This is a genomic window from Kocuria sp. KSNUG (assembly GCF_049532735.1).
Lineage (GTDB): Bacteria > Actinomycetota > Actinomycetes > Actinomycetales > Micrococcaceae > Kocuria > Kocuria rhizophila.
The window spans coordinates 1,270,859-1,293,448 of the sequence record NZ_CP150981.1; the positions used below are offsets into that span (position 1 = coordinate 1,270,859).

Consider the following 22,590-nt stretch of genomic DNA (forward strand, 5'->3'; position numbering starts at 1 on the left):
AACAGCGGGGCCCGGGGATATGCTGGAGACACCCGTGGTGGTGCCCCGGGACCCCGCAGCACGCGGACCGGGCGCCGCCGTAACTCGAAGGTGAGGAACAACGTGGCAGAGACGACCCAGCAGGGCTCGGGAAATGTGGCGGACCGCAACTTGGCACTGGAACTGGTGCGTGTCACGGAGGCCGCGGCGATCGCGGGCGGCCACTGGGTGGGCGCCGGTGACAAGAACAGCGCGGACGGCGCGGCCGTGGACGCCATGCGCTCGTTCCTCTCCACCGTGGACTTCAACGGCACCGTGGTGATCGGCGAGGGCGAGAAGGACGAGGCTCCCATGCTGTTCAACGGCGAGCAGGTGGGCAGCGGTGCGGGGCCTGCCTCGGACGTGGCCGTGGACCCGATCGACGGCACCCGGCTCACGGCGCTGGGCATGAACAACGCGCTCGCGGTGATCGCCGTGGCGGACGGCGGCTCCATGTTCGACCCCTCGGCCGTGTTCTACATGGACAAGCTCGTGGTGGGCCCGGAGGCCGCGGACATGGTGGACCTGCGCCTGCCCGTGAAGCAGAACATCCACCTGGTGGCCAAGGCCAAGGGTGTCAAGCCCAACCAGGTCACCGTGTGCGTGCTGGACCGCCCCCGCCACCAGGGACTCGTGGAGGAGATCCGTGCCACGGGTGCCCGCACCCGCATGATCCTGGACGGGGACGTTGCCGGTGCGATCGCCGCGTGCCGCGAGGGCACCGGTGTGGACATGATGATGGGCATCGGCGGCACCCCGGAGGGCATCGTCACCGCGTGCGCCGTCAAGGCCACCGGCGGCGTGATCCAGGGTCGGCTGGCCCCCACGGACGAGGCCGAGCGCCAGAAGGCCGAGGAGGCCGGGCTGGACGTGGACCGCATCCTCACCACGGACGAGCTCGTGACCTCCGACAACTGCTTCTTCGCCGCCACCGGCATCACGGACGGCGACCTGCTGCGCGGTGTGCGCTACCGCGGCCGAACCATCACCACCCAGTCCATCGTGATGCGCTCGCACTCCGGCACCGTCCGCATGGTCGAGGCCGAGCACCTGGCCACCAAGTGGGAGAAGTACGAGCGCCGCCAGGGCTGAGCCCCCACGTTCCCCACGAAGCGCGTGCCCACCCGGACCCGGGTGGGCACGCGTCGTCGTTTCCGGCCGCTAAGCTGGGGCGCGGTGCATCGGGCCCGAGGAGAGGAAACAGGCGTGGCGTTGAGCGTGACCCCGTGCGGCAACCGGAAGACCTGGGACGCCCGCGTCCGGGTCACCGGAGGGCACCCGGACCTGCTGTGGGGCATCGGGGAGGCCGAGGCCCTCACGGGCGAGGGCGTGAGCGTGGAACGGGTGGCCGTGGACCGCGCGAACCAGACCGTGGGCTACGGTCAGCTGCTGGTCCACGCGGAGGACCGCCACACGGTGGTGGACGCCAAGTCCCTGCACGTGAAGGACCCCCGGGAGCTCGTGACGGTGCTGGCCGCGCTGCAGGACCACGCCCGGGACGCACACCATGCCGCCGTGCTCCGGATCAGCCCCGACACCCGTGCCACGGTGGCGCTCGCCGCCGAGCTCGCGGAGGCCGGGTACCGCCGCCGGGACAAACCGCGCCGCGGGGAGGCAGGACCGCGTCACCTGGTGGTCCGCCTCGGCGAGACCGAGGGCGAGCTGTCCCGCAGGCTGTCCGGCGCCACGCTGCAGCGCTGCCGCGGGGGACTGCGGGACTCGGGGGTCCGGGTGCGCCGCGTGGACGCCGCAGACCGGGACCTGTCCCACGTGGGTCTGCGCACCCAGCACATCAAGGACCTGCTGCATGCCGTGGGGGACGACTCCGTGTTCCTCGTGGCCACCGAGCGCGCGGAAGAGGGCGGCGCGGAGCACGCGCTGGGCTACCTGTGGTTCGTCCACACCGGGGAGTCCGCCATGATCTACCGCTCGGGATTCACCGACCGCGCCCGCCAGCTCGGGGTGGACGACGCCCTGCTGCTCACGGGCCTCGTGCAGCTGCAGCAGCGCCAGGTCCACAAGGTGCTCGCCGGGGACCCGGACCAGCCGGGCCAACCCATGGTGCTGCGCGAACTGGCCACCGAGGACCAGGAGGTGCTGGGCACCTGGGAGTACCCGCTCGTGGGCGAGTTCCAGGTCGCAGGACGCGCCGAGAAGACGCGGCGACGCTTCTTCGGGCGCCGCCGCCCGGCCGTGCCGCAGGACGACCTGCTCCCCGGGGCGGGAGAGGATCCCAAAACGCTGACGGCTCACGGGGCGCCCAACTCCGAGCAGCGTGCGCGTGCTGGGGCGCCGTCGCAACGTGCCGCCGCGGACGCAGGTCCGGGAACGACGCCGGACCCCACCGCCCGCGCCCAGGCGGCCAGTCCCGCACAGGGCGGGGTCACGGCTCCTGCCACGACTCCCACCGGCCACACGGGGCCGCTGAGCATGGACCATGCGTCCTCCAGCGCCACCGCAGCGCAGGAGGCGCAGCAGCACGCCGCGCGACAGGAGACTGCTCCCCCGACTCCCGGGGACGAGTCGCTCGCCTCGGTCACCCCCATTGCCGCAGGGGTGGACGCTGACCCGGACCTCGCGCGACCGCAGGATCTCGCTCCGCGCGGTGACACCGCACCGGCCCAAGGGGTGCGGGAGCCCGCACAGGACAAGCGCTCAGGAGCCCGCAGGCTTCCCCTCGTGGGTCGACTCAAGCGCGGCGCGGGGTCCCACGGCACGGAATCCGGTAGCGCCGCACCGAGTGCGGGGGCAACCGCGGGAGAGAGTGGGCGGGCTGCGTCGTCGGCCACCGGCGGCGCGCAGCCGGAGCCCGGCGAGAACCGGGCGGGCGCCCTGCTGCGACGGGCCGTGGCCGAGGGACGTGCCGCCGTGAGGGATGCCGCCCGCTGGTAGCGCCACCCGGCGCCGAACCGGCCTGGGATGCGGCCCCGGGGAGCCGGACGTCAGGAACGCCCGGACACCCGGTTGGCCACCCGTGCGCTGAGCGCGTGCGGCACGAGACCGGTGATCCGCTCCAGGACGTGGTAGGCCCGCGGGAACACGAGCCGCGAGCGGCCGCGCTCGAGCGCGGACAGGGCCGCCGTTGCGAGGTCCTCCGGGCGGGCGGAGCGCCCGAGGTCGATGGCGGCGGCGTCAGCCACCGCGAAGAAGTCGGTGTCCACGGGCCCGGGATTCACGCTCAGCACACGAACGCCGTGCTCGCGTGCCTCCACACCCACCGCGAGCGTGAAACGGTCCACGAACGCCTTGGACGCGCTGTACGTGGCCATGGACGGCAGGGGCTGGAACCCCGCCACGGAGCCGATGTTGATGATCGCGCCGCTGCGGGCCGCTGCCATGGTGCGCAGCGCGGCGTGGGTCAGGGTCATGAGCGCCCGTACGTTGACGGTGAGCTCCTCGAGCTCCCGGTCCAGATCGAGCGTGGCGAACTCGCCGTGGCTGCCGAAACCGGCGTTGTTGACCAGCAGGTCCACGGGATCTTGCTCCAGGACGCGCACCAGGGCGTCGATGCCCTCCTGCGTGCCCAGGTCTGCGGCCACCGCGCGGGCCGCGCCGCCCGTGACCTCGCGGGAGAGGGCGGTGAGCTTCTCCTCGCTGCGCCCGGTGAGGACCAGCGCCCAGCCCCGCTCGTGCAGCGCCCGGGTGAACGCCCGGCCGATCCCGCCCGTGGCCCCGGTGACGAGCGCGGTGCGGGTCACGAGGCTGCTCCGCGGGTGCGCAGCGACCGCAGCTTCCGCTGGGCTGCGGCCAGTCCCTCCCGGGCGGCACGACCACCGTGGTACGCGGCGTATCCCACGCGGGACACCGGAAGGTCCCATGTGCCCGGATAGGACACGGGCTCGCCGCCGAAGGCCTTTTTGAAGGACGTGAAGCCGTACCACTCGTGCTCGGGTCCGGCGCCCTCGGGGGCGGTGCCGAAGAGGTCGAACCACGTGAGGCCCTTCTCCCGGGCGTCCATGATCATCGTCACCACGAGCGGGATTCCCGCCGAGAGCCGGCGGTGCTCCTGGTCCATCGCCGCGTGCGCGTAGGTGCGGGTGTCCGCGGAGTCGTACACGAGCGCCGCCGCGATGGGCGTGCCGTCGAGCCTGGCGAGGTAGAGACTCGCCGCGCCCAGCGGCATGAGGGTCTGCGCGGCAGCGCGCAGGTAGTCGTCCTGCTGGCGGTTGAAGTTGCGGCGCCTGGCGGTGTCCTCCAGGAAATCCAGCAGGTACCCGATGTCCCTCGGGTCCTGGGAACGCTCGATGCTCACACCCTTCTTGTGGATGTTGCGGTACAGGTTCCTGTTGGTGGACTTCATGTCCTTGAGCAGGTCCTGGGGATCCTTGCGCAGGTCCACCACCTGGGTGTGCCCCGGCTGCACCTGGCGGGGGGAGCGCGTCATGCCCCGGCGTTCGAGGGACGCCTCAGGGGTCTCACCCACCCGTGCGGGGTGCCCGTTGGCCGGCTCGACCCGCACGAACCAGCAGCGGTGCGCCCTGGCCTGGGCCGCGAGGTCCTCGAGTGCGAGGTCGAACGCCTCGGGGGACTCGGCCTCCGGGCCGTACGGGCAGTAGAGGTAGCGCCCGGTGCGGCCACCCTCGACCGTGGCCAGGTACCGCCACCCCGGGCCCTCGGCCTGGACCACGCGGTGACCGATGCGTTGCTGGAACTGTGCCCATTCGGGGGATTGAAGGATGTTTGCCACGCTCCCACTGTACCGATGCGCACCGGTGCGCGCCGTGGCCCGGATCGCACGGGGCTAGGGCACCGAGCACGTGCCGTTCGGCGAGAGCTGCTCCTCGGAGGGCACCCTGGCCAGCGCCGGGCGCACGGTGCTGGAACCGGCCGCGGAGACACCCGCGGCGGGACCCGTGCCGGCCCCGGCGGCGTCGGCACCCCCCACGGACGACGACGCCGCGCTGCCCGCCGCCTGCGCGCTCCGGCCGTCGGCCTGCTCCAGGACGGCCGCGAGGTCCGCCTGGAACTGCGCGTAGTCCGGGTAGGTGGGGAAGCTCTGGTCGTAGTACGGCGGGCCCGCGGCGTAGGACTGCAGCTCGTGGTTCTGGGCCTTGCCGGCCACGGAGACCATGGAGCCGATCGAGGCCTGGGGAATGTCCGTCTCGAGGATCTGCTCGCCGGACGCCGCGAGGTCGTCGAAGTTGGTGAGCACTGTGCGGGGGTCCAGCTGGGAGATCATCGCGGCCTGGACGCAGCGCTGGCGTGCCTGCCGGTCGTAGTCCGTGGCGCCCTCGCGGGACCGCGCGTACCAGAGCGCGTGGTAGCCGTCCATGTGCTGGGTGCCGGGTTCGATGTACCCCAGGATCGGGTTCTTCTCACCCGTCTCGAGGTTGGTGCCGCCGCCGATCGGCACGCGACCGCCCACGGTGATGTCGATCCCGCCCATGGCGTCGATGAACGCCTCGAAACCGTCCATGTCCACGAGTGCGTAGCCCTGGATCTTCAGGCCCGTCACTCCCTCGGCGGCCTCCTTGGTGGCCTGGGCGCCCGGGTCCGCGACGCCCGGGTAGAGGTCCTGGTGGTTCTGCATGACGTCCGTGTAGATGGCGTTCATGAGGCACTCGTCCCCGCAGTTGAACCCCTCCGGGTACACGGCGGCCATGGGGGAGTCCGAGGGGAACGGAACGTTCTGCAGGTTGCGCGGGATGGACACCGAGACGGTCTGCCCGGAGGAGGCGTCCATGCTCAGCACCGACATGGAGTCCGGGCGGCGGCCCTCCCGGTCCTCGCCCGCGTCCCCACCCATGAGCAGGATGTTGTAGCGCCCGTCGGAGGGCGCGAACGGGAGGCCGTCCGCGAACGTGTTCGAGATCGCACCGCGGGCCACGGACACCAGGTGCGCCGCGTACCCGAGCCCGCCTCCCGTCACGAGCATGGCGAGGACGGTGACCAGGATCACGGCGCGGCGCATCCCGGTGCTCAGCAGACCGGGTCTGATGATCCGCAGGGTGTCGAACCACAGCAGCACCCACCCGATGGCGAGGGCCACCAGGACCACCATGAGCACCAGGGACGTCACGGCGCCGGTGAACACCCAGACCACGGCGGTGCGCCACACGAACCACAGCACGAGCGCCGCGAGGAGCAGCGCCCACACGAGGGCCGTGACGCGCACGGCGGCGCGCCCGAGCCGGCGGTTGCCCGCCACGAGCTGCGCGGAGCCCGGCACGAGCAGCGTGGCTCCCAGCAGCCACCACGCACGCCTGGTGCGGGTGGCCGGTGCGGCGAAGCGCGGGTGCACCAGGGGATCGCCCACCCGCGACCTCGTGCGGCGGGGTCCGTCGTCCGGGTGGCGGGCGGCCGTGGCACCCGCGAACGGGTCGTGCTCGTCGCCGGGGCCGGCGTCAGCGACCTGCTCGTAGGCCCTCGTGGCCGTGGGGTGGGCGGCAGCGCCGTCTGGGCGGTCGGTCGATCCGTTCACGTGCAGCTCCGTGCGGGAGGGGAAGTCGGTGCGGGTCCGCGGGAGCGGTCCCGCGGGGCCGGGGTCCGGTGCCTCGGGGGACGGACTCCGACGCGCTCATTGTGCCCTGTCCACCCGGGTGGGTGTCGAGATGCGGGGTGCCCGGGCGAGTCCGCGGCGGGACGGTGCTGGGCGGCGTCGTCCGGGTGGAGGGTCAGGAGCCGACGCCGCGCGCCACCGTCTCGCGCAGGGCGGCGCCCTTGCGGTGCGCCGCCTCGGACAGCTCGTGGGCGACGTCCTGCAGCCGCCCGCGCAGCTCGGTCCCCGAGACATCGGGGGAGGAGGCGAGGACGCGCGCCGCGAGCAGACCCGCGTTGCGCGCGCCGTCCACGGACACGGTGGCCACGGGAACACCCGCGGGCATCTGCACGATGGAGAGCAGGGAGTCCATGCCGTCCAGGTTCTTCAGGGACACGGGCACCCCGATCACCGGCAGCGGCGTGACGGACGCGAGCATGCCCGGCAGGTGGGCCGCCCCGCCCGCGCCGGCGATGACCACGCGCAGTCCGCGCTCGTGAGCGGTGCGCCCGTACTCGAGCATCTCGGTGGGCATGCGGTGCGCGGAGACCACGTCCGCCTCGTAGGGGATTCCGAGCTCCTCGAGCGCCTGGGCCGCGGCGGACATCGTGGCCCAGTCCGAGTCCGAGCCCATGACGAGCCCCACCACCGGGGCCTCCGCCTGCGTCGCGGGAACCGCGCCCCACGTGGCGGTGTGCCGGGGGTTCAGCGTTTCGGAGCCGCCCGCCTGCTCGCCGTCGCGGACGATCGCGGCGGCACGGGTGGCCGCGGCGCGCAGCCGCTCGACCTCGTGGGTGCCTCCCACGGCGTTGACGTGCCCGATCTTGCGGCCGGGGCGCACGGACTTGCCGTACGTGTGGATCTTGGCGCGCGGCTCCGCGGCCATGGCGGCGGGGTAGGCCGAGAACAGGTCCTGGTTGCCTCCGCCCAGCACGTTCTTCATGACGGCGGCGCCCGCCACGGGTTCCGTGGCACCCAGGGGCCAGTCCAGCACGGCGCGCAGGTGCTGCTCGAACTGGCCGGTCACGGCGCCGTCCATGCTCCAGTGCCCGGAGTTGTGCGGGCGCATGGCCAGCTCGTTGACCGCGAACCCCGCGTCCGTGCCGGGTGTCTCGAACAGCTCCACGGCCATCACGCCGGTGACCCCGAGCTCGCGGGCCAGCAGCAGGGCCGCCTCCTGCGCGGCGGCGGCGACGCGCGGGTCCAGACCCGGGGCCGGGGCGATCACCTCGTCGCACACGCCGTCCACCTGGATGGACTCCACCACGGGCCACGCGCGCGTCTCGCCGGAGGGGCGCCGGGCCACCATCGCGGAGAGCTCCCGGGAGAAGGGGACGGCCTCCTCCGCGAGCAGCCCCGTGCCACCGGCCGCGCGGGCGCTGCGCTCGAACCACTCGGCGGCCGTTCCACGGGCGGCGGCCTCCGGGCCATCCACGAGGAGCACTCCCTTGCCGTCGTAGCCGCCGCGAGGGGTCTTGAGCACCACGGGCCAGCCCGTGCTCTCGCCGAAGGCCACCAGGTCCTCGGACGTGTGGACCTCCGCCCAGCGTGGATTCGGCAGGCCCAGCCGCTGCACGGCACGGCGCATCACGAGCTTGTCCTGTGCGTGCACGAGCGCGTCCGGACCGGGCCGCACGGCCACGCCCTCGGACTCGAGGGCGCGCAGGTGCGCGGTGGGCACGTGCTCGTGGTCGAAGGTGAGGACGTCCACGTCCGCCGCGAAGCGGCGCAGGGACTCCAGGTCGGTGTGGTCACCGGTGGGCGCACTGTGCACGGCGGGCACGGCGCTCGCGTCCGGGGACTCTGCGAGGACCCGCAGCTGCACTCCGAGCGCGGTGGCGGCGGGGGCCATCATGCGGGCCAGCTGACCGCCGCCCACGACGCCGATGACGGGACCGGTAACGGGAGAATTCACCGGCCCAGGATACCGTCACACGCCACGCACAGTCATGTCGGAGTAAGATGCAGACATTTATCGCAGAACGCCGAGCGGCCCCGTCTGGGGCGCGGCGGGTCCGTGGCGGTGCACCGATCGGGTGGCCGGGACCACGACCGTCCACCTTCCCCGAGTAGCAGATTGAGATCGAATCCTTGAACAACCTGGCTGATCGCGCTCACGCGCTGTGGGATCTCTTCGTCAAGGAACTCACCAAGTTCGGTCTGGTGGGTGCCGCAGCCTTCGGCATCAACGCCAGCCTGGTGTGGCTGCTCATGCACACGCCGCACTTCTCCGACAGCCACATCAAGGCCAAGGTGGTGGCCACGGTGGTGGCCATCATCTTCTCGTGGGTGGCCAACCGGATGTGGACGTTCCGGGAAAAGCGCCAGGACGACAAGAAGAAGGAGCTCGTGCAGTTCCTCGTGGCCAACGGCATCGGCATGGCCATCGAGCTCGGCTGCCTGGGGGTGAGCTACTACGTCCTGGGGCTGACTTCCGCCACCGCGTCCTTCATCTCGGGCACGGTCATCGGCACCATCCTGGGCACGATCTTCCGCTACTTCGCCTACCGCTTCTGGGTCTTCCGCACCGAGCTCGACCAGGATCCCGACTTCGCGGACAGCGCGGACGAGGAGTTCGCGTTCATCACCAGCCAGATGCCGGTGGTCCACGAGCACGGCACCCACGGCCGCGGTGCGGACACCGCCCGTGACGGGCACTCGCGGGACGACGCCGCTGGGCCCGGGGAGTCCCACTCCTCCGGTTCCACCGCCGCGCGCCCCGTGTCCGGGCCCGCGGACGACGACATCCGCCGCGCATCCTAGATTCCGCGGGTTCAGGTCCCTGCGCGGCCTGGAGACCGCGTGTCCTGGCGGCCGCGACCCCCGTGGCCCGCGAGCTCTGCCGTTCGTCGCGTGCGCCCCGGAGTCCGCCGGGTGGGAGCGGGCCCGGTCAGAGGGAAACGGCGCGTTCCTGGCTCAGGACGTCTTCCGTGGCGTCCTCCGGTCCGGCCGTGATCAGCACGGCACCGCCCAGCACCACCGTGCCGAGCAGCGTGAGCAGCTCCGCGTCACCCCACCCGTCGGTCAGTGACAAATGCACGGTTCCGGGCGCCTCGGACAGTCCGGACGGAGCGGCCGCGAGAGCCCGCGTCACAAGTTCGCCGTGCAGCACGCCGGTTCCCAGGGCCTCGGCCGATGGGTCCGGGGCCTCGAACCCCGTGTAGACGTCCGGCATGGCGCGCACCTCGTCGGCGAAGTCCACGGCCCCGTCCGGCAGGGGAGCGGTGCACGAGAAGGCCAGCGCTGGCCGGGCGACCACGAGCAACAGCTGCGCGGCGGCGTCGTCGTCCGGGGCCGACTCCAGGTGGGCGTGGACCACGGAGTCCGGTTCCGGCCGGTGCGTGAACTGCACGCGTGCTCCAGCGCGCAGGGCGGCGAGGGCGATCACCACGAGTCGCCAGTGCGGAACGGGGGAGACCGTGACCACGTCCGAGGCGGCCACGTCCAGCTCGTCCACGAGCAGCCCGGCGGACTTCTCCACCCAGTTGACGAGAACGCGCCCCGAGAGCTCGACGCGTTCGGCGCCGTCACGCCAGACCAGAGCGGGAGTGGGGCGTTCGGAGACCGTCATGAGCGCCTGTGCGAGGTCTCTCGGTGTGCGTCCCACGAAGAAACTCCTTAGGGTAAGTGACGGCGCCCCGGGTTCCCGGGCGGCGCGCCGGAAGAACCGGTCACCTCAGGGTACTCGGCTTGACCCCAGGGACTTACACGCGTGTAATTAGGGGGTCCACCCGGCCCCCGTGGGTGAACCCGATCACGGCGCACGGGCCGGGACAACCGGGCTGGTTGAGGGCACGAGACAGCGAACGCGTGGGACGGAAGGACTGACATGGGAGAGGCCGCACGCCGCCGGATCGACGGTCGCGAGGACTCCGCAGCCGATGCGAGCGGGGGCGCCGTTCCCGTGGACTGGTTCGTCGACCCCGTGGACCAGGCCCGTGGGGCCGCCGGGGTGACCACCCTGGACGATCTGGCCTCGGCCTTCCTTGCCGCCCATCCCGAGGTGGCGGGCGACGTGCTGCTGCGCTCCGACCGCAAGAAGCCCCGCGATCCCGAACCTTCCGCCGCCGCGCCCCAAAATCTCAGCGGCATGGAGGTCCACGACGTCCAGAGCGTGGACGCCTCCGTGTGGCAGGCCGTTGCTGGTCTCTACTCCGTGAGCGAGGGCGACGCCGAGGGCGAGCTCGCGTGGCAGACGGACGCGCTGTGCGCCCAGACCGATCCCGAGGCGTTCTTCCCCGAGAAGGGCGGTTCCACGCGGGACGCCAAACGCGTGTGCGAGGCGTGCCCCGTGAGTGGGCAGTGCCTGGACTACGCCATGACGAACGACGAGAAGTTCGGCATCTGGGGTGGTCTCTCCGAGCGCGAGCGGCGTCGGCTGCGCCGCCGGGGACGCTGAGTCCCGTGCCGGACACCGCCACACCTCGCCGCAGCTGCTCCAAGCTGACGTGCAACCGCGAAGCCGTGTGCACCCTCACCTACGTGTACTCGGACTCCACCGCCGTGATCGGGGCGCTCTCCGCGCGCCGTGAGCCGCACGCCTACGACCTCTGCCCCGCCCACGCCGACGCCCTGACAGCGCCCCGTGGCTGGCGCATCGTGCGGCTCGAGGCCCCGGGCGGCTGGAGCCGCGACGACCTCGACGACGTGGTCCAGGCCGTCAGCACCGGCGACACCCCGCCCACCCGTCGGGCGCCCGGCGGAGGCCCTTCCCTCGGGGCGGTCCGACCGACCCGGGGCGCCCGCGCGTTGCGGGACGTCTCCTACCGGGTCCCGCCGGCGCAGGACGCACTGGACGGCGACCCCGGCGCGGCGGCGGCCGACCGGAACGCGAGCGAGGACGCGGCCGACACCCCGTCGGCTCCGGTGGAGAGGTCCAAGGGGTATCCTGAACCGACGCAATCAGTTGCGAACGCACATCATCATCCTGCACCGCCCCGCTCCGTCGCGATGCCCGACGAGCTGCGCACGCCGCACTGGCGCCGTCCCTGACCGTTCGGCGTCCATCCGTGGCGGGCCTGGGCTGGTGGATCCCCCTGTGAGGTTCTCCATGACGTCCTCGTCACCACACCGTCCGTCCTCGGAGCGATCCGGGCTCCGCCTCCGCGGGTCCCGCCCGTCCCGGGGTCCTGCCCTGTCCGCCCTGGGTCTTGTGGCGCTGCTGGGTCTCACCGCGTGCGGCGCGGGCCCGGGGGACGACGCCGCCGCGCCCGGTTCCCCGGCGAGCGGCACCACGGCCTCGCAGCACGCATCGGCCGCGCCCGAGGTCGGTGTGGCCCCGGCGGCGGACACCACGATGGTCAACCCCGTGGATCCCGTGGTGGTGACGGCGTCCGGCGGGGAGCTCACGGACGTGACCGTGACGGCCACGAGCACCGGCGAGACTGCGAAGGGCTCGCTGAGTGAGAACCACGGCGAGTGGCGTTCCACGGAGCCCCTGGCGTTCAACGAGAGCTACACCGTGTCCTACACCGCACGCGACGGCGACCAGCAGCGCACGGGAGAGAGCGCCTTCACCACCGTGGACGCCGCGCACGAGGCGGACGTGAGCATGAACGTGAAGGACGGCGGGACCTACGGGGTGTGGCAGGTTCCCGAGTTCACGTTCTCCGAGCCGGTCACGAACAAGGAGGCAGTCGAGAAGGCGATCACCGTGGAGGGGGCCCACCAGAAGGGCCAGTTCCGCTGGTACTCGGACCAGAAGCTGCGCTTCCGCCCGGAGAAGCCGTGGGCGTCCAACTCCTCCGTGAAGGTCTCGGCGAACATCCTGGGCACGGACCTGGGCAACGGCATGATCGGCAACGGGAACAAGACCGTGAGCTTCACGACCGGCCCCGAGCAACGGGCGTACGTGGACAACAACACCAAGACCCTGGTGTCCTACGTGGACGGCAAGCAGACCGGCAGCTGGCCCGTGACCCTGGGCAACCCGGACTGGCCCTCCACCACGGGCAAGAAGGTGATCATCGAGCAGGCGGAGTCCTACGAGTTCAAGGCCTCCTCCCTGAACCTGGAACCCGGCGATCCGCACTACTACCCGCCGTTCGACGCCTCCAACGTGTCCCGGCTGACGTGGAGCGGGGAGTTCATCCACCAGGCCCTGCCCTCCGCGCTGCCGGTGCTCGGCGTGGCGAACGTCTCCCACGGCTGCGTGGGCATGCCCCCGGAGGGCGCGTCCTACATCTACGACGTCTTCCGTCCCGGAGACATGGTCGAGGTGGTCAACACCGACTACCCGCAGGCGGATCCGGACGACGGCTACGGTGACTGGAACATCCCGTTCGAGCACTACGCGGACGAGAACTGGCACGGCAACTGGTGAGTGCGCCCGGTTCCTCCGCGGCCCCGGCCCGATCGCCCCGCCCCACGCCGGTGCAACGCGTGCTCCAGGTGTTCCTGGTGCTCACGCTGCCCGTCCTGTGGCTCGCCGTGGGCGTCCGCCTGGTGGCCACCCCGGCCTTCCTGTGGCTGGAGTACCACCGCCCGGGCTTCCCCGCCGACCAGTGGGGGATGGGCCTCAACGAGCGCATGACGTTCGGCTCGTACGGGCTGGACTACATCATGAACCTGGCGCCGCCCGAGTACCTGGGTGGACTCGTGAGCCCGGAGGGCGGGCTGGCTTTCACGCCGTCCGAGGTCTCCCACATGACGGACGTGCAGCACGTCATGCAGTGGGGACTGCTGCTGGCCGCGGTGCTGCTGGTGCTCAGCGCGCTCGCGGGATGGTTCCTGCACCGGACGGCACCGGGCACCGCCTCCGCCGCGTGGTTCGCGGGGGCCTGGCTCACCGTGGCCCTGCTCGTGGTGGCCGCGGCCACGGCCCTGCTGGGCTGGGAGCAGTTCTTCACCGCGTTCCACTCGCTGTTCTTCAGCTCCGGGACGTGGACGTTCAGCGTGACCGACACCCTGATCCGGCTCTACCCCACGCAGTTCTGGGTGGACGCCGCCGTGACCGTGGCACTCGTGGCCCTGGTGGGAGCGTTCGCCACCGTGCTGGTGACCCTCCGGCGCCGCCGGAGCCTCAGATCCAGGAGCTGAACCACATCCGCCAGCGCCAGTGCTCGTAGGGGATGGTCTGGGCGGTCCACACGGGCCAGAAGAACACGAACAGCGCGGCCACCACCATGAGGTACACGAGCGTGACGGTGTGCCATCTGCGGGCCCACACGGGGGAGATCACCCGTTCCCCCTCCGCGGCCGCCACGGAGCCTGCCACCGCGCCGCCCCGCGGCACGCCCAGCCTGCCGGTGAGCACACCCACCGCCCCGGCGATCAAGAGCGCCATGGCCGGGAAGTAGGACAGGGCGTAGAAGAAGAACATGGTGCGCTCGGGGTAGAGGAACCACGGCAGGTAGCCGGCCGCGTAGACCCCCACGAGGGCCCCGAAGCGCCAGTCGCGGCGCACGAGCCACAGCCACACCCCGAGCAGCACGGCCGCGATCCCCACCCACCAGATCGCGGGGTTGCCCACGTTGAGGATCGCCTGGCTGCACGCGTCCACGGTGCAGCCGTCCGTGCCCGCCCCCGGTGACTCGTAGTAGTAGGAGGTGGGGCGGCCCATGAACGGCCAGGTGGCCGGGCCCGCCATGTAGGTGTGCGGGGAGTCCAGCCCGGTGTGGAACGAGTACGCGGACACGTGGTACTCCCACAGCGAGCGCAGGGCCGGGGGCAGCCACTGTGGGCCCTCCCCGGGGTGCAGCTCGGCCCAGTGACGGTCGTAGCCGGAGTCCGTGAGCAGCCACCCGGACCACGTGACCACGTAGGTCACGAGACCCACACCGATCATCGTGAGGAAGCCCCACGGACCGTCCTTGAGCACCGCTCCCGTGAACCAGTGCCGGGCCCCGGCCACGCGGCGGGCGTTCATGTCCCACAGCACCACGAGGATCCCCAGGGCCGCGATGCTGAACAGGGCGTTCCACTTCACGGCGGCCGCCGCGCCGCACGCCACGCCCGCGGCCACCCGCCACCAGCGCACCCCCAGCCACGGCCCCATGGCGGAGCCGTTCCAGCGGGCGACCAGGCGGCGTCGGCCGTCGTCCCGGTCCAGCAGGGCGAAGACGAACGCGAGCAGCAGGAAGAACATGAGGAAGATGTCCAGCAGCGCCAGCCGGGACTCCACGAGGTGCAGACCGTCCAGGGCCGTGACCAGTCCCGCGATCGTGGCCAGGGACACCGAGCGGAACAGCAGCCACCCCGCCCACCAGACCAGGGCGATGGACAGCGTGCCGAACAGTGCGGCGGAGAACCGCCAGCCGAACGGGTCGTCCGCGCCGAACAGCCACAGCCCGATCGCGATCAGCCACTTGCCCAGCGGCGGGTGCACCACGAAGGACGGCTGGTCCTCCACCGGCGGGATCATCCCCGAGACGAAGCCCTCGTCCGCGTTCTCCGGCCACTGCTGCTCCGTGCCGTGCAGCAGCAGCGAGTAGGCGTCCTTGAGGTAGTAGGTCTCGTCGAAGACTACGGCGTGCGGGGAGGACAGGCCCACGAAGCGGACCACCCCGCCCAGCACGGTGACCAGCAGCAGCGGCACCCACCACAGCTGCGGCAGCCGGGTCACGGCGGGCAGCAGCAGCTCGCTCAGCGAACGGTCGGAGCCGCGGACGGCCGGGGGGCCTGCGGGGGAGAGGGCAGTCGAGGGCACGCACCCCATGGTAGGGCGCGGACCCCGGAGGACCGTGCGGTGCGGCCGCGGCCGCGTGGACGGGGCGCCTGCGCGCCGCGACTGGACGGGGTTCGTAGAGTGGTGCTGTGAATTCGCGCGCATCGACCCCGGCACCCGGCAGCGACGAGCAGGCTCCGTCCGAGGACGGCCCCCGCGGGGGCGGTCCCGGCTCCGTGATCGTCGTGGGCACTCCCATCGGCAACCTCTCGGACGCCTCCCAGCGGCTCAAGGACGTGCTGCGCACCGCGGACGTCCTGGCCGTGGAGGACACCCGCACCCTGCACCGCCTCGCCACGGGGCTGGGGGTCACGGTGTCCGGGCGGATCGTCACGCACCACGAGCACAACGAGAACTCCCGCGCCGGCGAGCTGCTGGACGAGGTCCGGGCGGGGCGGACCGTGGCGGTGCTCTCGGACGCGGGGATGCCCACCGTCTCCGACCCCGGCTTCCCCCTGGTGCGCGCCGCGGCGGAGGCGGAGCTGCCCGTCTCGGTGCTTCCCGGCCCGTCCGCCGTGCTCGCGGCGCTCGCCGTGTCCGGTCTGCCCACGGACCGCTTCACCTTCGAGGGGTTCCTGCCGCGCAAGACCGGGGAGCGTGCCGCCCACCTGTCGGCGCTCGTGCAGGAGCCCCGCACCATGGTCTTCTACGAGTCCCCGCACCGGCTCGCGGAGATGCTCACGGCGGTGCGCGACGCCCTCGGCGGGGACCGGCGCGCCGCGGTCTGCCGGGAGCTGACCAAGCTCCACGAGGAGGTGCTGCGGGACGACCTCGACGGGCTCGTGGCGTGGGCCACCGGGAACCAGGTGCGCGGCGAGATCGTGGTGGTGGTCCACGGGGCCGCGCCCGCACCCGCGCCGGAGCCGGAGGACCTGGTGGGGGAGGTCGAGGCGCTCGTGGCCTCGCACGAGATCAAGCTCAAGGCCGCCGCGCGCCAGGTGGCCACGGACCGGGGCGTGAGCACCCGCCGCCTCTACGACGCCGTGATCGCCACCCGGGGCCGCGCCTGAGACCCGCGGGAGCGCCCGCGCGCCGTCGGTTCTGACCCGCCGCGAAAGTCCCGCCCACGGTGAGGTCTGAGGTGCGCCTCATGCTCTGCGCTGCTGGACGACGCCGCCCGCTCGCCCGGGCGCGCGGCCGGCGTCGTCGTCAGCGGCGGGATCCCCCGAACAGGGAGGCCGGCCACCACGTGGCCCGGAACCGCTGCCCGCGGGAGGCCCGGCGGCGGAACTCGTCGCGGATCGTCGCGAGGTCCTCCGGGGTGGTAAGGGGGCTCCACGAGGAGTCCGGTGCGCCGTAGCTCGCGCTCTCCAGGTCCGCGACCACGCGGTCCACGGACCGCTGCGCCGCGGGGATCCCCGCCGCGAGCCGGCTGGCCCGCACCCGCGGGGTGTCCGAGACCCGGGAGGCCGCGCCGTGGTCCGCGGCGAGTGCCCGGAACTCGTCCCACGCGGCGTTCGCCCGGCGCTGCGAGGTCAGCGAGGCGTCCTGCATCGCGCGGACCCGTGCTCGCCGACGCCGCCCGCGCAGCAACCGGGGCAGCGCCGCGAGCACGAGCAGCAGCGGGACCGCGATCGCGGCCGCGACGACCCACCACGGCAGCGGCAGCCCTGCCGGCCGCTGCTCCTGCGGGGCCGGCTCGTCGGTTGCGCCGCTCTGCCCGGGCTGCGGCGAGGCGGGGTCACTGGGCTGCTCTGAAGCGGGCTCGCTGGGCTTCTCGCCGGAAGCCTCGCTCGTGCTTGGCTCGGGCTGCGACGCGTCCGGAGTGGGGGAGGCGGAGGCGTCGCCCTGGTCCTGAGGGGTCTCCGGGGCGTAGTCGGGTGTGCTCGGCACACCGGGGGTCGGTTCGAAGCGCACCCATCCCACGTTCTCGAAGTAGAGCTCGGGCCACGCGTGGGCGTCCCCGGTGCCCACCGCGAACGAGGTGCCGCCGTCCGCGGTGGCCGCGGTGGGGAGGTAGCCCACGGCCACCCGGGCGGGTATCCCGACCTCGCGCGCCATCAGGGCCATGGCGGGGGCGAAGTGCCCCGAGTAGCCCGTGCGGGTGGACATGAACGTGTCCATGGAGCTCATCCCGCCGGCGTCGTAGCCCTGGGCCAGGGGAGCGTTGACGTCGTGCTGGAAGTCCCGGCGCAGGTGGTTCTGCAGCGCCAGGGCGCGGTCGTAGTCCGTGCCCGCCCCCTCCGTGAACTGCCGGGCCGCGTCCGAGAGGGACTGCGGACGGTCCGCGGGCAGCGTGAGGTACTCGGTCATCGCGGGGTCCGCGGACTCGGAGGGTGCCTGGCGCAGGGTCTCAGGGGTGGGCTGCGGCGGCACCGAGGTCACGGTGTAGCTCGCACCGGACATCCCGGTGGCCGCGCTGTGCACGGTGAGGTCCTGCGGGTTCCACCCCCACCCGTCCTCGCCCAGCCCGGAGATGTCGGCGGGGGCGTAGGGGGCGGGCAGCCAGTGCTCGTCGTAGTCGTCGAACGTGACCTTGGCGGTGACCTCCGTGCCGCCGGGCACGGCCTCGCGGGCCGCGCCGCCGAGTGCGGAGAGGTTCTCGTCCAGGCCCTCCGTGTCCGGGAACCACTCGTCCTGGGAGAAGTCCGAGAGGGTCAGCAGGCGCATGTACTGCGCCTGGCCGTCCGAGGTGGTGTAGCTGAAGCGCTGGGCGTCCTCCGCCGAGCGCAGGTCCTGGCCCACCGCGCGCAGCGGCCCCACGCCGGAGGCGCGCCCGGACGTCAGCGAGCTGCCCTGGGGGAACGCGCCGTTGAAGAACCCCGGCATCACCGAGGGCACGAGCAGCACGACCGCGAGCACCCCCGCGATCACGAGCAGGGCGCGCGGCAACCCTCCCGGTGCCGGGGCGATCCGGCGGTCGCGGGTGGCGCCCCAGATCCGGGAGCCGGCCAGCAGCGCGAGTGCGGCGAGGGCGGCGGCCGCCAGTCCGAGCGTGCTGACACTGTCGGGCAGGGTCAGGGCGGGCACCAGCTGCAGCGTGAGGATTCCCACGCACGCCAGCCCCGCCATGCGCAGGCCCACCAGGACGGTCTCCATGAACACCGTGACCAGGCCCACCAGGGCGCACAGTACGAAGGACAGTCCCGGATCCTCGCCGTAGGGGGCGGCGTCCCGGGCCACGAAGTCACCCGAGGACTGCCAGAGCGAGGACGCGGCAGAGAAGGTCTCCCCGGTGGGCACGAAGCCCAGCAGCGCGTGATCGCTCAGGTGCACCACCGTCAGCGCGAGCAGCAGCGCCGCCAGGCCCAGCACCGTGACGAGCACCGAGGGCAGCCGCAGCCAGCGCGCCGCACCGGTCACCAGCAGCACGGTGACCACGGTCGCCGCCACGGGCAGGATCCACCACGTGCCGCTCAGCGCGTCGGCCAGACCCACGCACCCCAGGGCGGTGCTCACGAGCAGCAGCAGGGACAGCTCCGGCACCCGCAGCTGCGGTGCGGAGCCCGGTCCGCTGGTCGGGGCGTTGGAGGCTCCGCCAGCAGGCCGCCGCCGCGGTGCGGTCTCCGCGCGGCCGGTACCGGTGGCCCGGCCCGGCCTGCGGGCCCGGCCCGGGGTGCCAGCGGGTTCTGATCCGCCGGCTCGGCCGGTCGCCGCGGCAGTGGTGCCGCCCACGGTGCGTTCGGTGGGGGCGCCACCGGGAGTCTCCCGGCGCGCGGCACCGTGGCCCGCGTGGTCGTGGCGTGGTGCGCCGGCCGCGCGGTCCGAGGCAGGGGCGCCGTCCGCGGGGTTCGGCGTGCGGTCCCACGGCGTGCGGCGGGACGCGGGATCGGGGGCGCTCATGCGGTGGTCCTCCGGGGGGTGCGGCGCAGCATCTCGTCCATGCCCAGCTGGGTGGTTCCCGGGGCCGGAGGACGGGGGGCCATCAGGGTGCCGCCGCCGCGCAGGGCCAGCCAGGCGGCGTCGACGTCGGTCCAGCAGCTCACGAGGACCACGGACCAGCCCGCGGCCTCGAACACGGCTGCGCTCGCGGGGCGGTTCAGCGGCGGGTCCACCACCATGACCACCGAGCTCGCGGGGCAGCCCGCGGTGGCCTGCACGTAGCGGCGGGCGGCCGCCTCGGACAGCCGGCCCGTGAACAGCATGACCGGGTGGCTGAGTCCCTCCCGGTCCAGGCGCGCGGTCAGCGGGTCGTGCGCCGCATCCGGCTCGGGGCGGGGCGCGGGCGCCACCCGTGCCAGCCCGTGGACCACCTCGGTGGCCGTGGTGTCCGTGACCGCGGTGTCCCGCAGCTCGGCGCTCTCCGCATCACCGCGCGGCAGGGCGCGGCCCTGGTCGCCCAGGGCGTGGACCACTGTCTCGCGGCGGGTGAGATGCTCCAGGACGGACGCGGTGGCGCGCACCGCCCACTCGAACTCCTCCGTGGACTCCAGGATCCCGGCCCGCACCGTGGCGCCGGGCCAGTGCTGCGCCACGCAGTCCAGGACCAGGACCGCCCGGCGCGTGCTGCGCGGATCCTCCTGGCGCACCATCAGCTCGCCGTGCTTGGCCGACGCCGCCCAGTGCACCCGGCGCATCGGGTCACCGTGGCGGTACTCGCGCGTGGTCACATTGTCCGGACCCGGCTGCGGCTGCGCACGGCGGGACGGATCGTTGCCCGTCTCCGGGACCATGGAGGCCCCGTGCTCGCTGAGCGCCTCGGGGTCGGGCGCCACGTGCAGGGACGTGCGCTCGGCGACGTCCAGCAGCTCGGTCACCACCCCGAACGGATCGCTCACGCGCACCGTGGCGGGGCCCAGCTCGTGGATCCCCCGACGCCGCGGGCGCACCGTGTACGTCACGGGCGCACCGGAGACCGGGACCGAGACGTCCTGGTCCACACCCAGCAGCGGGTCCACCGTCTCGTGGACCTCCACGGCGGCGCGCTCAGAGGTGAAGGACCCCGGGGTGCCCGCACGGGAGCCGAAGGAGGAGCGGCGTCGGATCCGCAGGGCCACCAGGGCGGCGTCGCCGAGCGTGACCAGGGCCGGGTCCACCGAGCGCTTCAGGAGCACACGGGGCTTGACGAGCCACATGGCGAGCGAAGCCAGCAGCGGGACGGCGCCCAGGAAGAGGGACAGCGCCAGAACGTCCTTGCGTCCGAGCCACGTGGCCGCCGCGAGGCACAGCACCGCCGCGACCAGGAAGCACCACCCGCGCGGCGTGAACTTGGCGCGCGAGTCCACACGGGAGGTGGTGGCCCTCATCGGGTCTGCGCGGCGTCTTCGGTGGGGACGCGGACGTCGTCGAGGATGCCGCGCACGATCTCCTGGCTGCTGTCCGCACCGGAGCGGCGCTCCAGGATGAGGCGGTGGGCGAGAACCGGAACCGCCACGTCCTTGACGTCGTCCGGCAGCACGTGGTTCCGGCCCGCCAGGGCGGCGTGCGCGCGGGCGGTCGCCTGCAGCTGCAGGGCGGCGCGGGGGCTCGCCCCGAGGCGCAGGTGGGGGTGGGAGCGCGTGGCCTGGCACAGCGCCACGATGTAGCGGCGCACCGCGGTGGACACGTGCAGGGACGCCACGTGCTGCACGAGCAGGCGGGCCTGGTCCACGCCCAGTACGGGATCCAGCCCGGCCAGGGGAGAGCCGGAACCGTGCTCCGAGAGCATGGCGACCTCCGCGTCCGCGTCCGGGTAGCCCATGGAGATCCGCGCTGTGAAACGGTCCCGCTGGGCCTCGGGGAGCGGGAACGTGCCGTCCATCTCCACGGGGTTCTGCGTGGCCACCACCATGAACGGGGACTGCAGCCGGTACGTGGTGCCGTCCGCCGTGACCTGACCCTCCGCCATGGCCTCCAGCAGAGCGGACTGGGTCTTGGCGGACGCGCGGTTGATCTCGTCCCCGATCACGATGTTCGCGAACACCGGGCCCGGCTTGAACTCGAACTCCCGGCGCACCTGGTCGTAGACCGAGACGCCGGTGATGTCCGTGGGAAGCAGGTCGGGGGTGAACTGGATGCGGCTCACCGAACCGCCGATCGCCCCCGCCAGCGTGCGCGCGAGCATGGTCTTGCCCACGCCCGGAACGTCCTCCACCAGCAGGTGGCCCCCGGCCAGCAGCACCGTCAGCGCGGTGCGGGTCTCGGCGGGCTTGCCGTCGATGACCGCGTTCATGCGGTTCAGGACGGCCTGGGTGCGGGCGGCGAACTGCTCCATATTTCCTCGTCTCACGGGCATGGGGGCGGGGGTGGTCCGGGGACCATGTTCTCAGGAATTGCGCAGGTCCGCGCGCATTGCGCCCGCACCCCTGTCCGGGGCCGTGGGCGGCCCGCGGACCGGGCGGTGCGGGCCGGAGCGAGCGGGCCGGGCGGCGTCGTCGCCTATCGTGGAGCCGTGATCGAGACAGCCCTGACCGAGTCCCTGTGGCCGCACGGCGCGCGCCCCGCCCCCGTTGCCGGTGAGACGCCCGCCGCCTACGACCCCGAGCGGTACGCGCTGGCGGCCGGTGCCCCGACCGGGGAGGGCACCGAGCGGCGTGCGGACACCGACGTCCACGGGCAGAAGCGCAACCTCCGCTTCCCCGCGCTGCCCGAGCCCCTGCCGCACCCCGTGGTGGACAACCACACCCACCTGGACATGCAGGACGGGCTGGTGCGCGTGTCCGTGGCGGACGCCGTGGCCACCGCGCGGGACGCCTCCGTGGCCGGCGTGGTGCAGGCCGGGTGCGACGTGGAGTCCTCCCGGTTCGCGGTGGCTGCGGCCCAGGCGGTGCCCGGTGTGCTCGCGGCAGTGGCGCTGCACCCCAACGAGGCACCTCAGCTGGCGCACCGTGGTGAGCTGGAGGCGGCGCTGCGGGAGATCGACGAGCTCGCGGCGCAGGACCGGGTGCGTGCCGTGGGGGAGACCGGGATGGACCGGGTGCACACCCCGGAGGAGGGACTGGCGGCGCAGGAGGAGTCGTTCCGCGCCCACATCGAGCTGGCGAAGCGCCACGGCCTGGCGATGCAGATCCACGACCGCGAGGCCCACGAGGTCGTCCTGCGCATCCTGCGGGACGCCGGCGCCCCGGAACGCACGGTGTTCCACTGCTTCTCCGGGGACGCGGAGCTCGCGCGGGTGTGCAACGAGAACGGCTGGTACATGTCCTTCGCGGGGACCGTGACGTTCAAGAACGCCACGGCGCTTCAGGAGGCCCTGCGGGTCGCGGACCCCGCACTCGTGCTGTGCGAGACGGACGCCCCGTTCCTCACACCCCACCCGTTCCGGGGTCGCCCCAACGCCCCGTACATGGTCAACCACACGGTGCGCGGGATGGCCCAGCTGCTGGGCACGGACCTGGAGACGCTGTGCCGCCAGATCTGGGACACCTCGCGGACGGTGTACGGGGAGTTCTGAGGGGCGGGTGACGCGTGAGGAGAGGCTCCGCCGGGGACCCGTCCCGGACCTCCGGCGCAGCGCTCTCCGCGGGTCACACCGGGTGCTGGGACGTGCTCCGTGGGCCCGCCCCGTAGG

18 protein-coding genes and 1 pseudogene are annotated in these 22,590 nt (G+C 73.0%); 9 read left to right on the forward strand and 10 right to left on the reverse strand.

Going from position 1 to position 22,590, the window contains the following annotated elements; translation table 11 throughout:
* Positions 1-102 precede the first annotated feature (102 nt).
* Both glpX and AABM36_RS05475 read left to right on the forward strand, forming a co-directional pair.
* On the forward strand, positions 103-1,110 hold the full coding sequence (gene glpX, locus AABM36_RS05470; protein ID WP_082141970.1) for a class II fructose-bisphosphatase: 1,008 nt from the start codon (positions 103-105) through the stop codon (positions 1,108-1,110).
* 114 nt (positions 1,111-1,224) lie between these two features.
* Positions 1,225-2,910, forward strand: a complete 1,686-nt coding sequence (locus AABM36_RS05475; protein WP_423447779.1) for a hypothetical protein — start codon at positions 1,225-1,227, stop codon at positions 2,908-2,910.
* Between the two features lie 50 nt (positions 2,911-2,960).
* On the opposite strand, the gene AABM36_RS05480 is transcribed toward AABM36_RS05475, so the two are convergent.
* The 5 genes and pseudogenes from AABM36_RS05480 to AABM36_RS05500 form a co-directional block, all read right to left on the reverse strand.
* Positions 2,961-3,716, reverse strand: a complete 756-nt coding sequence (locus AABM36_RS05480; RefSeq protein WP_423447781.1) for an SDR family NAD(P)-dependent oxidoreductase — start codon at positions 3,714-3,716, stop codon at positions 2,961-2,963.
* A complete protein-coding gene (locus tag AABM36_RS05485) occupies positions 3,713-4,705 on the reverse strand; it encodes a lipid II:glycine glycyltransferase FemX (protein ID WP_423447783.1) in 993 nt (330 codons plus the stop codon). Before AABM36_RS05485 ends, AABM36_RS05480 begins: the two co-directional genes overlap by 4 nt.
* A gap of 54 nt (positions 4,706-4,759) precedes the next feature.
* Positions 4,760-6,439 carry an LCP family protein gene (locus tag AABM36_RS05490; protein WP_423447785.1) on the reverse strand — a complete coding sequence of 560 codons (1,680 nt, stop codon included), beginning with the start codon at positions 6,437-6,439 and terminating at the stop codon, positions 4,760-4,762.
* A 193-nt stretch (positions 6,440-6,632) separates the two neighbouring features.
* On the reverse strand, positions 6,633-7,130 hold the full coding sequence (gene purE, locus AABM36_RS05495) for a 5-(carboxyamino)imidazole ribonucleotide mutase (protein ID WP_423447915.1): 498 nt from the start codon (positions 7,128-7,130) through the stop codon (positions 6,633-6,635).
* Between the two features lie 93 nt (positions 7,131-7,223).
* A pseudogene (locus AABM36_RS05500) lies at positions 7,224-8,351 on the reverse strand (5-(carboxyamino)imidazole ribonucleotide synthase); the annotation flags it as partial.
* Positions 8,352-8,587: 236 nt separating this feature from the next.
* Here AABM36_RS05500 and AABM36_RS05505 point away from each other — a divergent pair.
* Positions 8,588-9,259, forward strand: coding sequence for a GtrA family protein (locus AABM36_RS05505; protein WP_423447787.1), 672 nt, complete (start codon positions 8,588-8,590; stop codon positions 9,257-9,259).
* 127 nt (positions 9,260-9,386) lie between these two features.
* On the opposite strand, the gene AABM36_RS05510 is transcribed toward AABM36_RS05505, so the two are convergent.
* Positions 9,387-10,103 carry a TIGR03089 family protein gene (locus tag AABM36_RS05510; RefSeq protein ID WP_423447789.1) on the reverse strand — a complete coding sequence of 239 codons (717 nt, stop codon included), beginning with the start codon at positions 10,101-10,103 and terminating at the stop codon, positions 9,387-9,389.
* Between the two features lie 222 nt (positions 10,104-10,325).
* On the opposite strand from AABM36_RS05510, the gene AABM36_RS05515 reads away from it, so the two are divergent.
* The 4 genes from AABM36_RS05515 to AABM36_RS05530 are packed head-to-tail and all read left to right on the forward strand — an operon-like array spanning position 10,326 to position 13,534.
* Entirely contained in the window at positions 10,326-10,895 is a 570-nt protein-coding gene (locus tag AABM36_RS05515; RefSeq protein ID WP_423447791.1) for a WhiB family transcriptional regulator, read from the forward strand.
* A 5-nt stretch (positions 10,896-10,900) separates the two neighbouring features.
* Positions 10,901-11,488: a DUF3499 family protein gene (locus AABM36_RS05520; protein WP_423447792.1), complete on the forward strand. Its 588-nt coding sequence runs from the start codon at positions 10,901-10,903 to the stop codon at positions 11,486-11,488.
* 58 nt (positions 11,489-11,546) lie between these two features.
* Positions 11,547-12,818 carry an Ig-like domain-containing protein gene (locus tag AABM36_RS05525; protein WP_423447794.1) on the forward strand — a complete coding sequence of 424 codons (1,272 nt, stop codon included), beginning with the start codon at positions 11,547-11,549 and terminating at the stop codon, positions 12,816-12,818.
* Between the two features lie 59 nt (positions 12,819-12,877).
* Positions 12,878-13,534 carry a TIGR01906 family membrane protein gene (locus tag AABM36_RS05530; protein WP_423447796.1) on the forward strand — a complete coding sequence of 219 codons (657 nt, stop codon included), beginning with the start codon at positions 12,878-12,880 and terminating at the stop codon, positions 13,532-13,534.
* On the opposite strand, the gene AABM36_RS05535 is transcribed toward AABM36_RS05530, so the two are convergent.
* Positions 13,518-15,152, reverse strand: a complete 1,635-nt coding sequence (locus AABM36_RS05535) for a dolichyl-phosphate-mannose--protein mannosyltransferase (RefSeq protein WP_423447797.1) — start codon at positions 15,150-15,152, stop codon at positions 13,518-13,520. The two genes, AABM36_RS05530 and AABM36_RS05535, sit on opposite strands and share 17 nt — an antisense overlap.
* Positions 15,153-15,250: 98 nt before the next feature.
* Here AABM36_RS05535 and rsmI point away from each other — a divergent pair, with 98 nt between their 5' ends.
* Positions 15,251-16,171, forward strand: coding sequence for a 16S rRNA (cytidine(1402)-2'-O)-methyltransferase (gene rsmI / locus AABM36_RS05540; protein ID WP_423447798.1), 921 nt, complete (start codon positions 15,251-15,253; stop codon positions 16,169-16,171).
* 139 nt (positions 16,172-16,310) lie between these two features.
* Here rsmI and AABM36_RS05545 read toward each other — a convergent pair whose 3' ends face one another.
* The 3 genes from AABM36_RS05545 to AABM36_RS05555 are packed head-to-tail and all read right to left on the reverse strand — an operon-like array spanning position 16,311 to position 21,294.
* Positions 16,311-18,944: a transglutaminaseTgpA domain-containing protein gene (locus AABM36_RS05545; RefSeq protein WP_423447800.1), complete on the reverse strand. Its 2,634-nt coding sequence runs from the start codon at positions 18,942-18,944 to the stop codon at positions 16,311-16,313.
* Positions 18,941-20,347, reverse strand: a complete 1,407-nt coding sequence (locus AABM36_RS05550; RefSeq protein WP_423447802.1) for a DUF58 domain-containing protein — start codon at positions 20,345-20,347, stop codon at positions 18,941-18,943. The genes AABM36_RS05545 and AABM36_RS05550 overlap by 4 nt, the downstream gene beginning before the upstream one ends.
* Complete coding sequence (locus AABM36_RS05555; protein ID WP_423447804.1) at positions 20,344-21,294, reverse strand: AAA family ATPase; 951 nt, start codon at positions 21,292-21,294, stop codon at positions 20,344-20,346. The genes AABM36_RS05550 and AABM36_RS05555 overlap by 4 nt, the downstream gene beginning before the upstream one ends.
* Positions 21,295-21,471: 177 nt before the next feature.
* Here AABM36_RS05555 and AABM36_RS05560 point away from each other — a divergent pair, with 177 nt between their 5' ends.
* Positions 21,472-22,473: a TatD family hydrolase gene (locus tag AABM36_RS05560; RefSeq protein WP_423447806.1), complete on the forward strand. Its 1,002-nt coding sequence runs from the start codon at positions 21,472-21,474 to the stop codon at positions 22,471-22,473.
* Positions 22,474-22,590 lie beyond the last annotated feature (117 nt).

Excerpts from the sequence above, each read along its gene's own strand:
- AABM36_RS05550 (WP_423447802.1), bottom strand. The coding sequence starts at position 20,347 with ATGAGGGCCACCACCTCCCGTGTGGACTCGCGCGCCAAGTTCACGCCG.
- AABM36_RS05535 (WP_423447797.1), bottom strand. The coding sequence starts at position 15,152 with ATGGGGTGCGTGCCCTCGACTGCCCTCTCCCCCGCAGGCCCCCCGGCC.
- AABM36_RS05515 (WP_423447791.1), top strand. The coding sequence starts at position 10,326 with ATGGGAGAGGCCGCACGCCGCCGGATCGACGGTCGCGAGGACTCCGCA.
- AABM36_RS05525 (WP_423447794.1), top strand. The coding sequence starts at position 11,547 with ATGACGTCCTCGTCACCACACCGTCCGTCCTCGGAGCGATCCGGGCTC.
- AABM36_RS05545 (WP_423447800.1), bottom strand. The coding sequence starts at position 18,944 with ATGAGCGCCCCCGATCCCGCGTCCCGCCGCACGCCGTGGGACCGCACG.
- purE (WP_423447915.1), bottom strand. The coding sequence starts at position 7,130 with ATGGGCTCGGACTCGGACTGGGCCACGATGTCCGCCGCGGCCCAGGCG.
- AABM36_RS05555 (WP_423447804.1), bottom strand. The coding sequence starts at position 21,294 with ATGGAGCAGTTCGCCGCCCGCACCCAGGCCGTCCTGAACCGCATGAAC.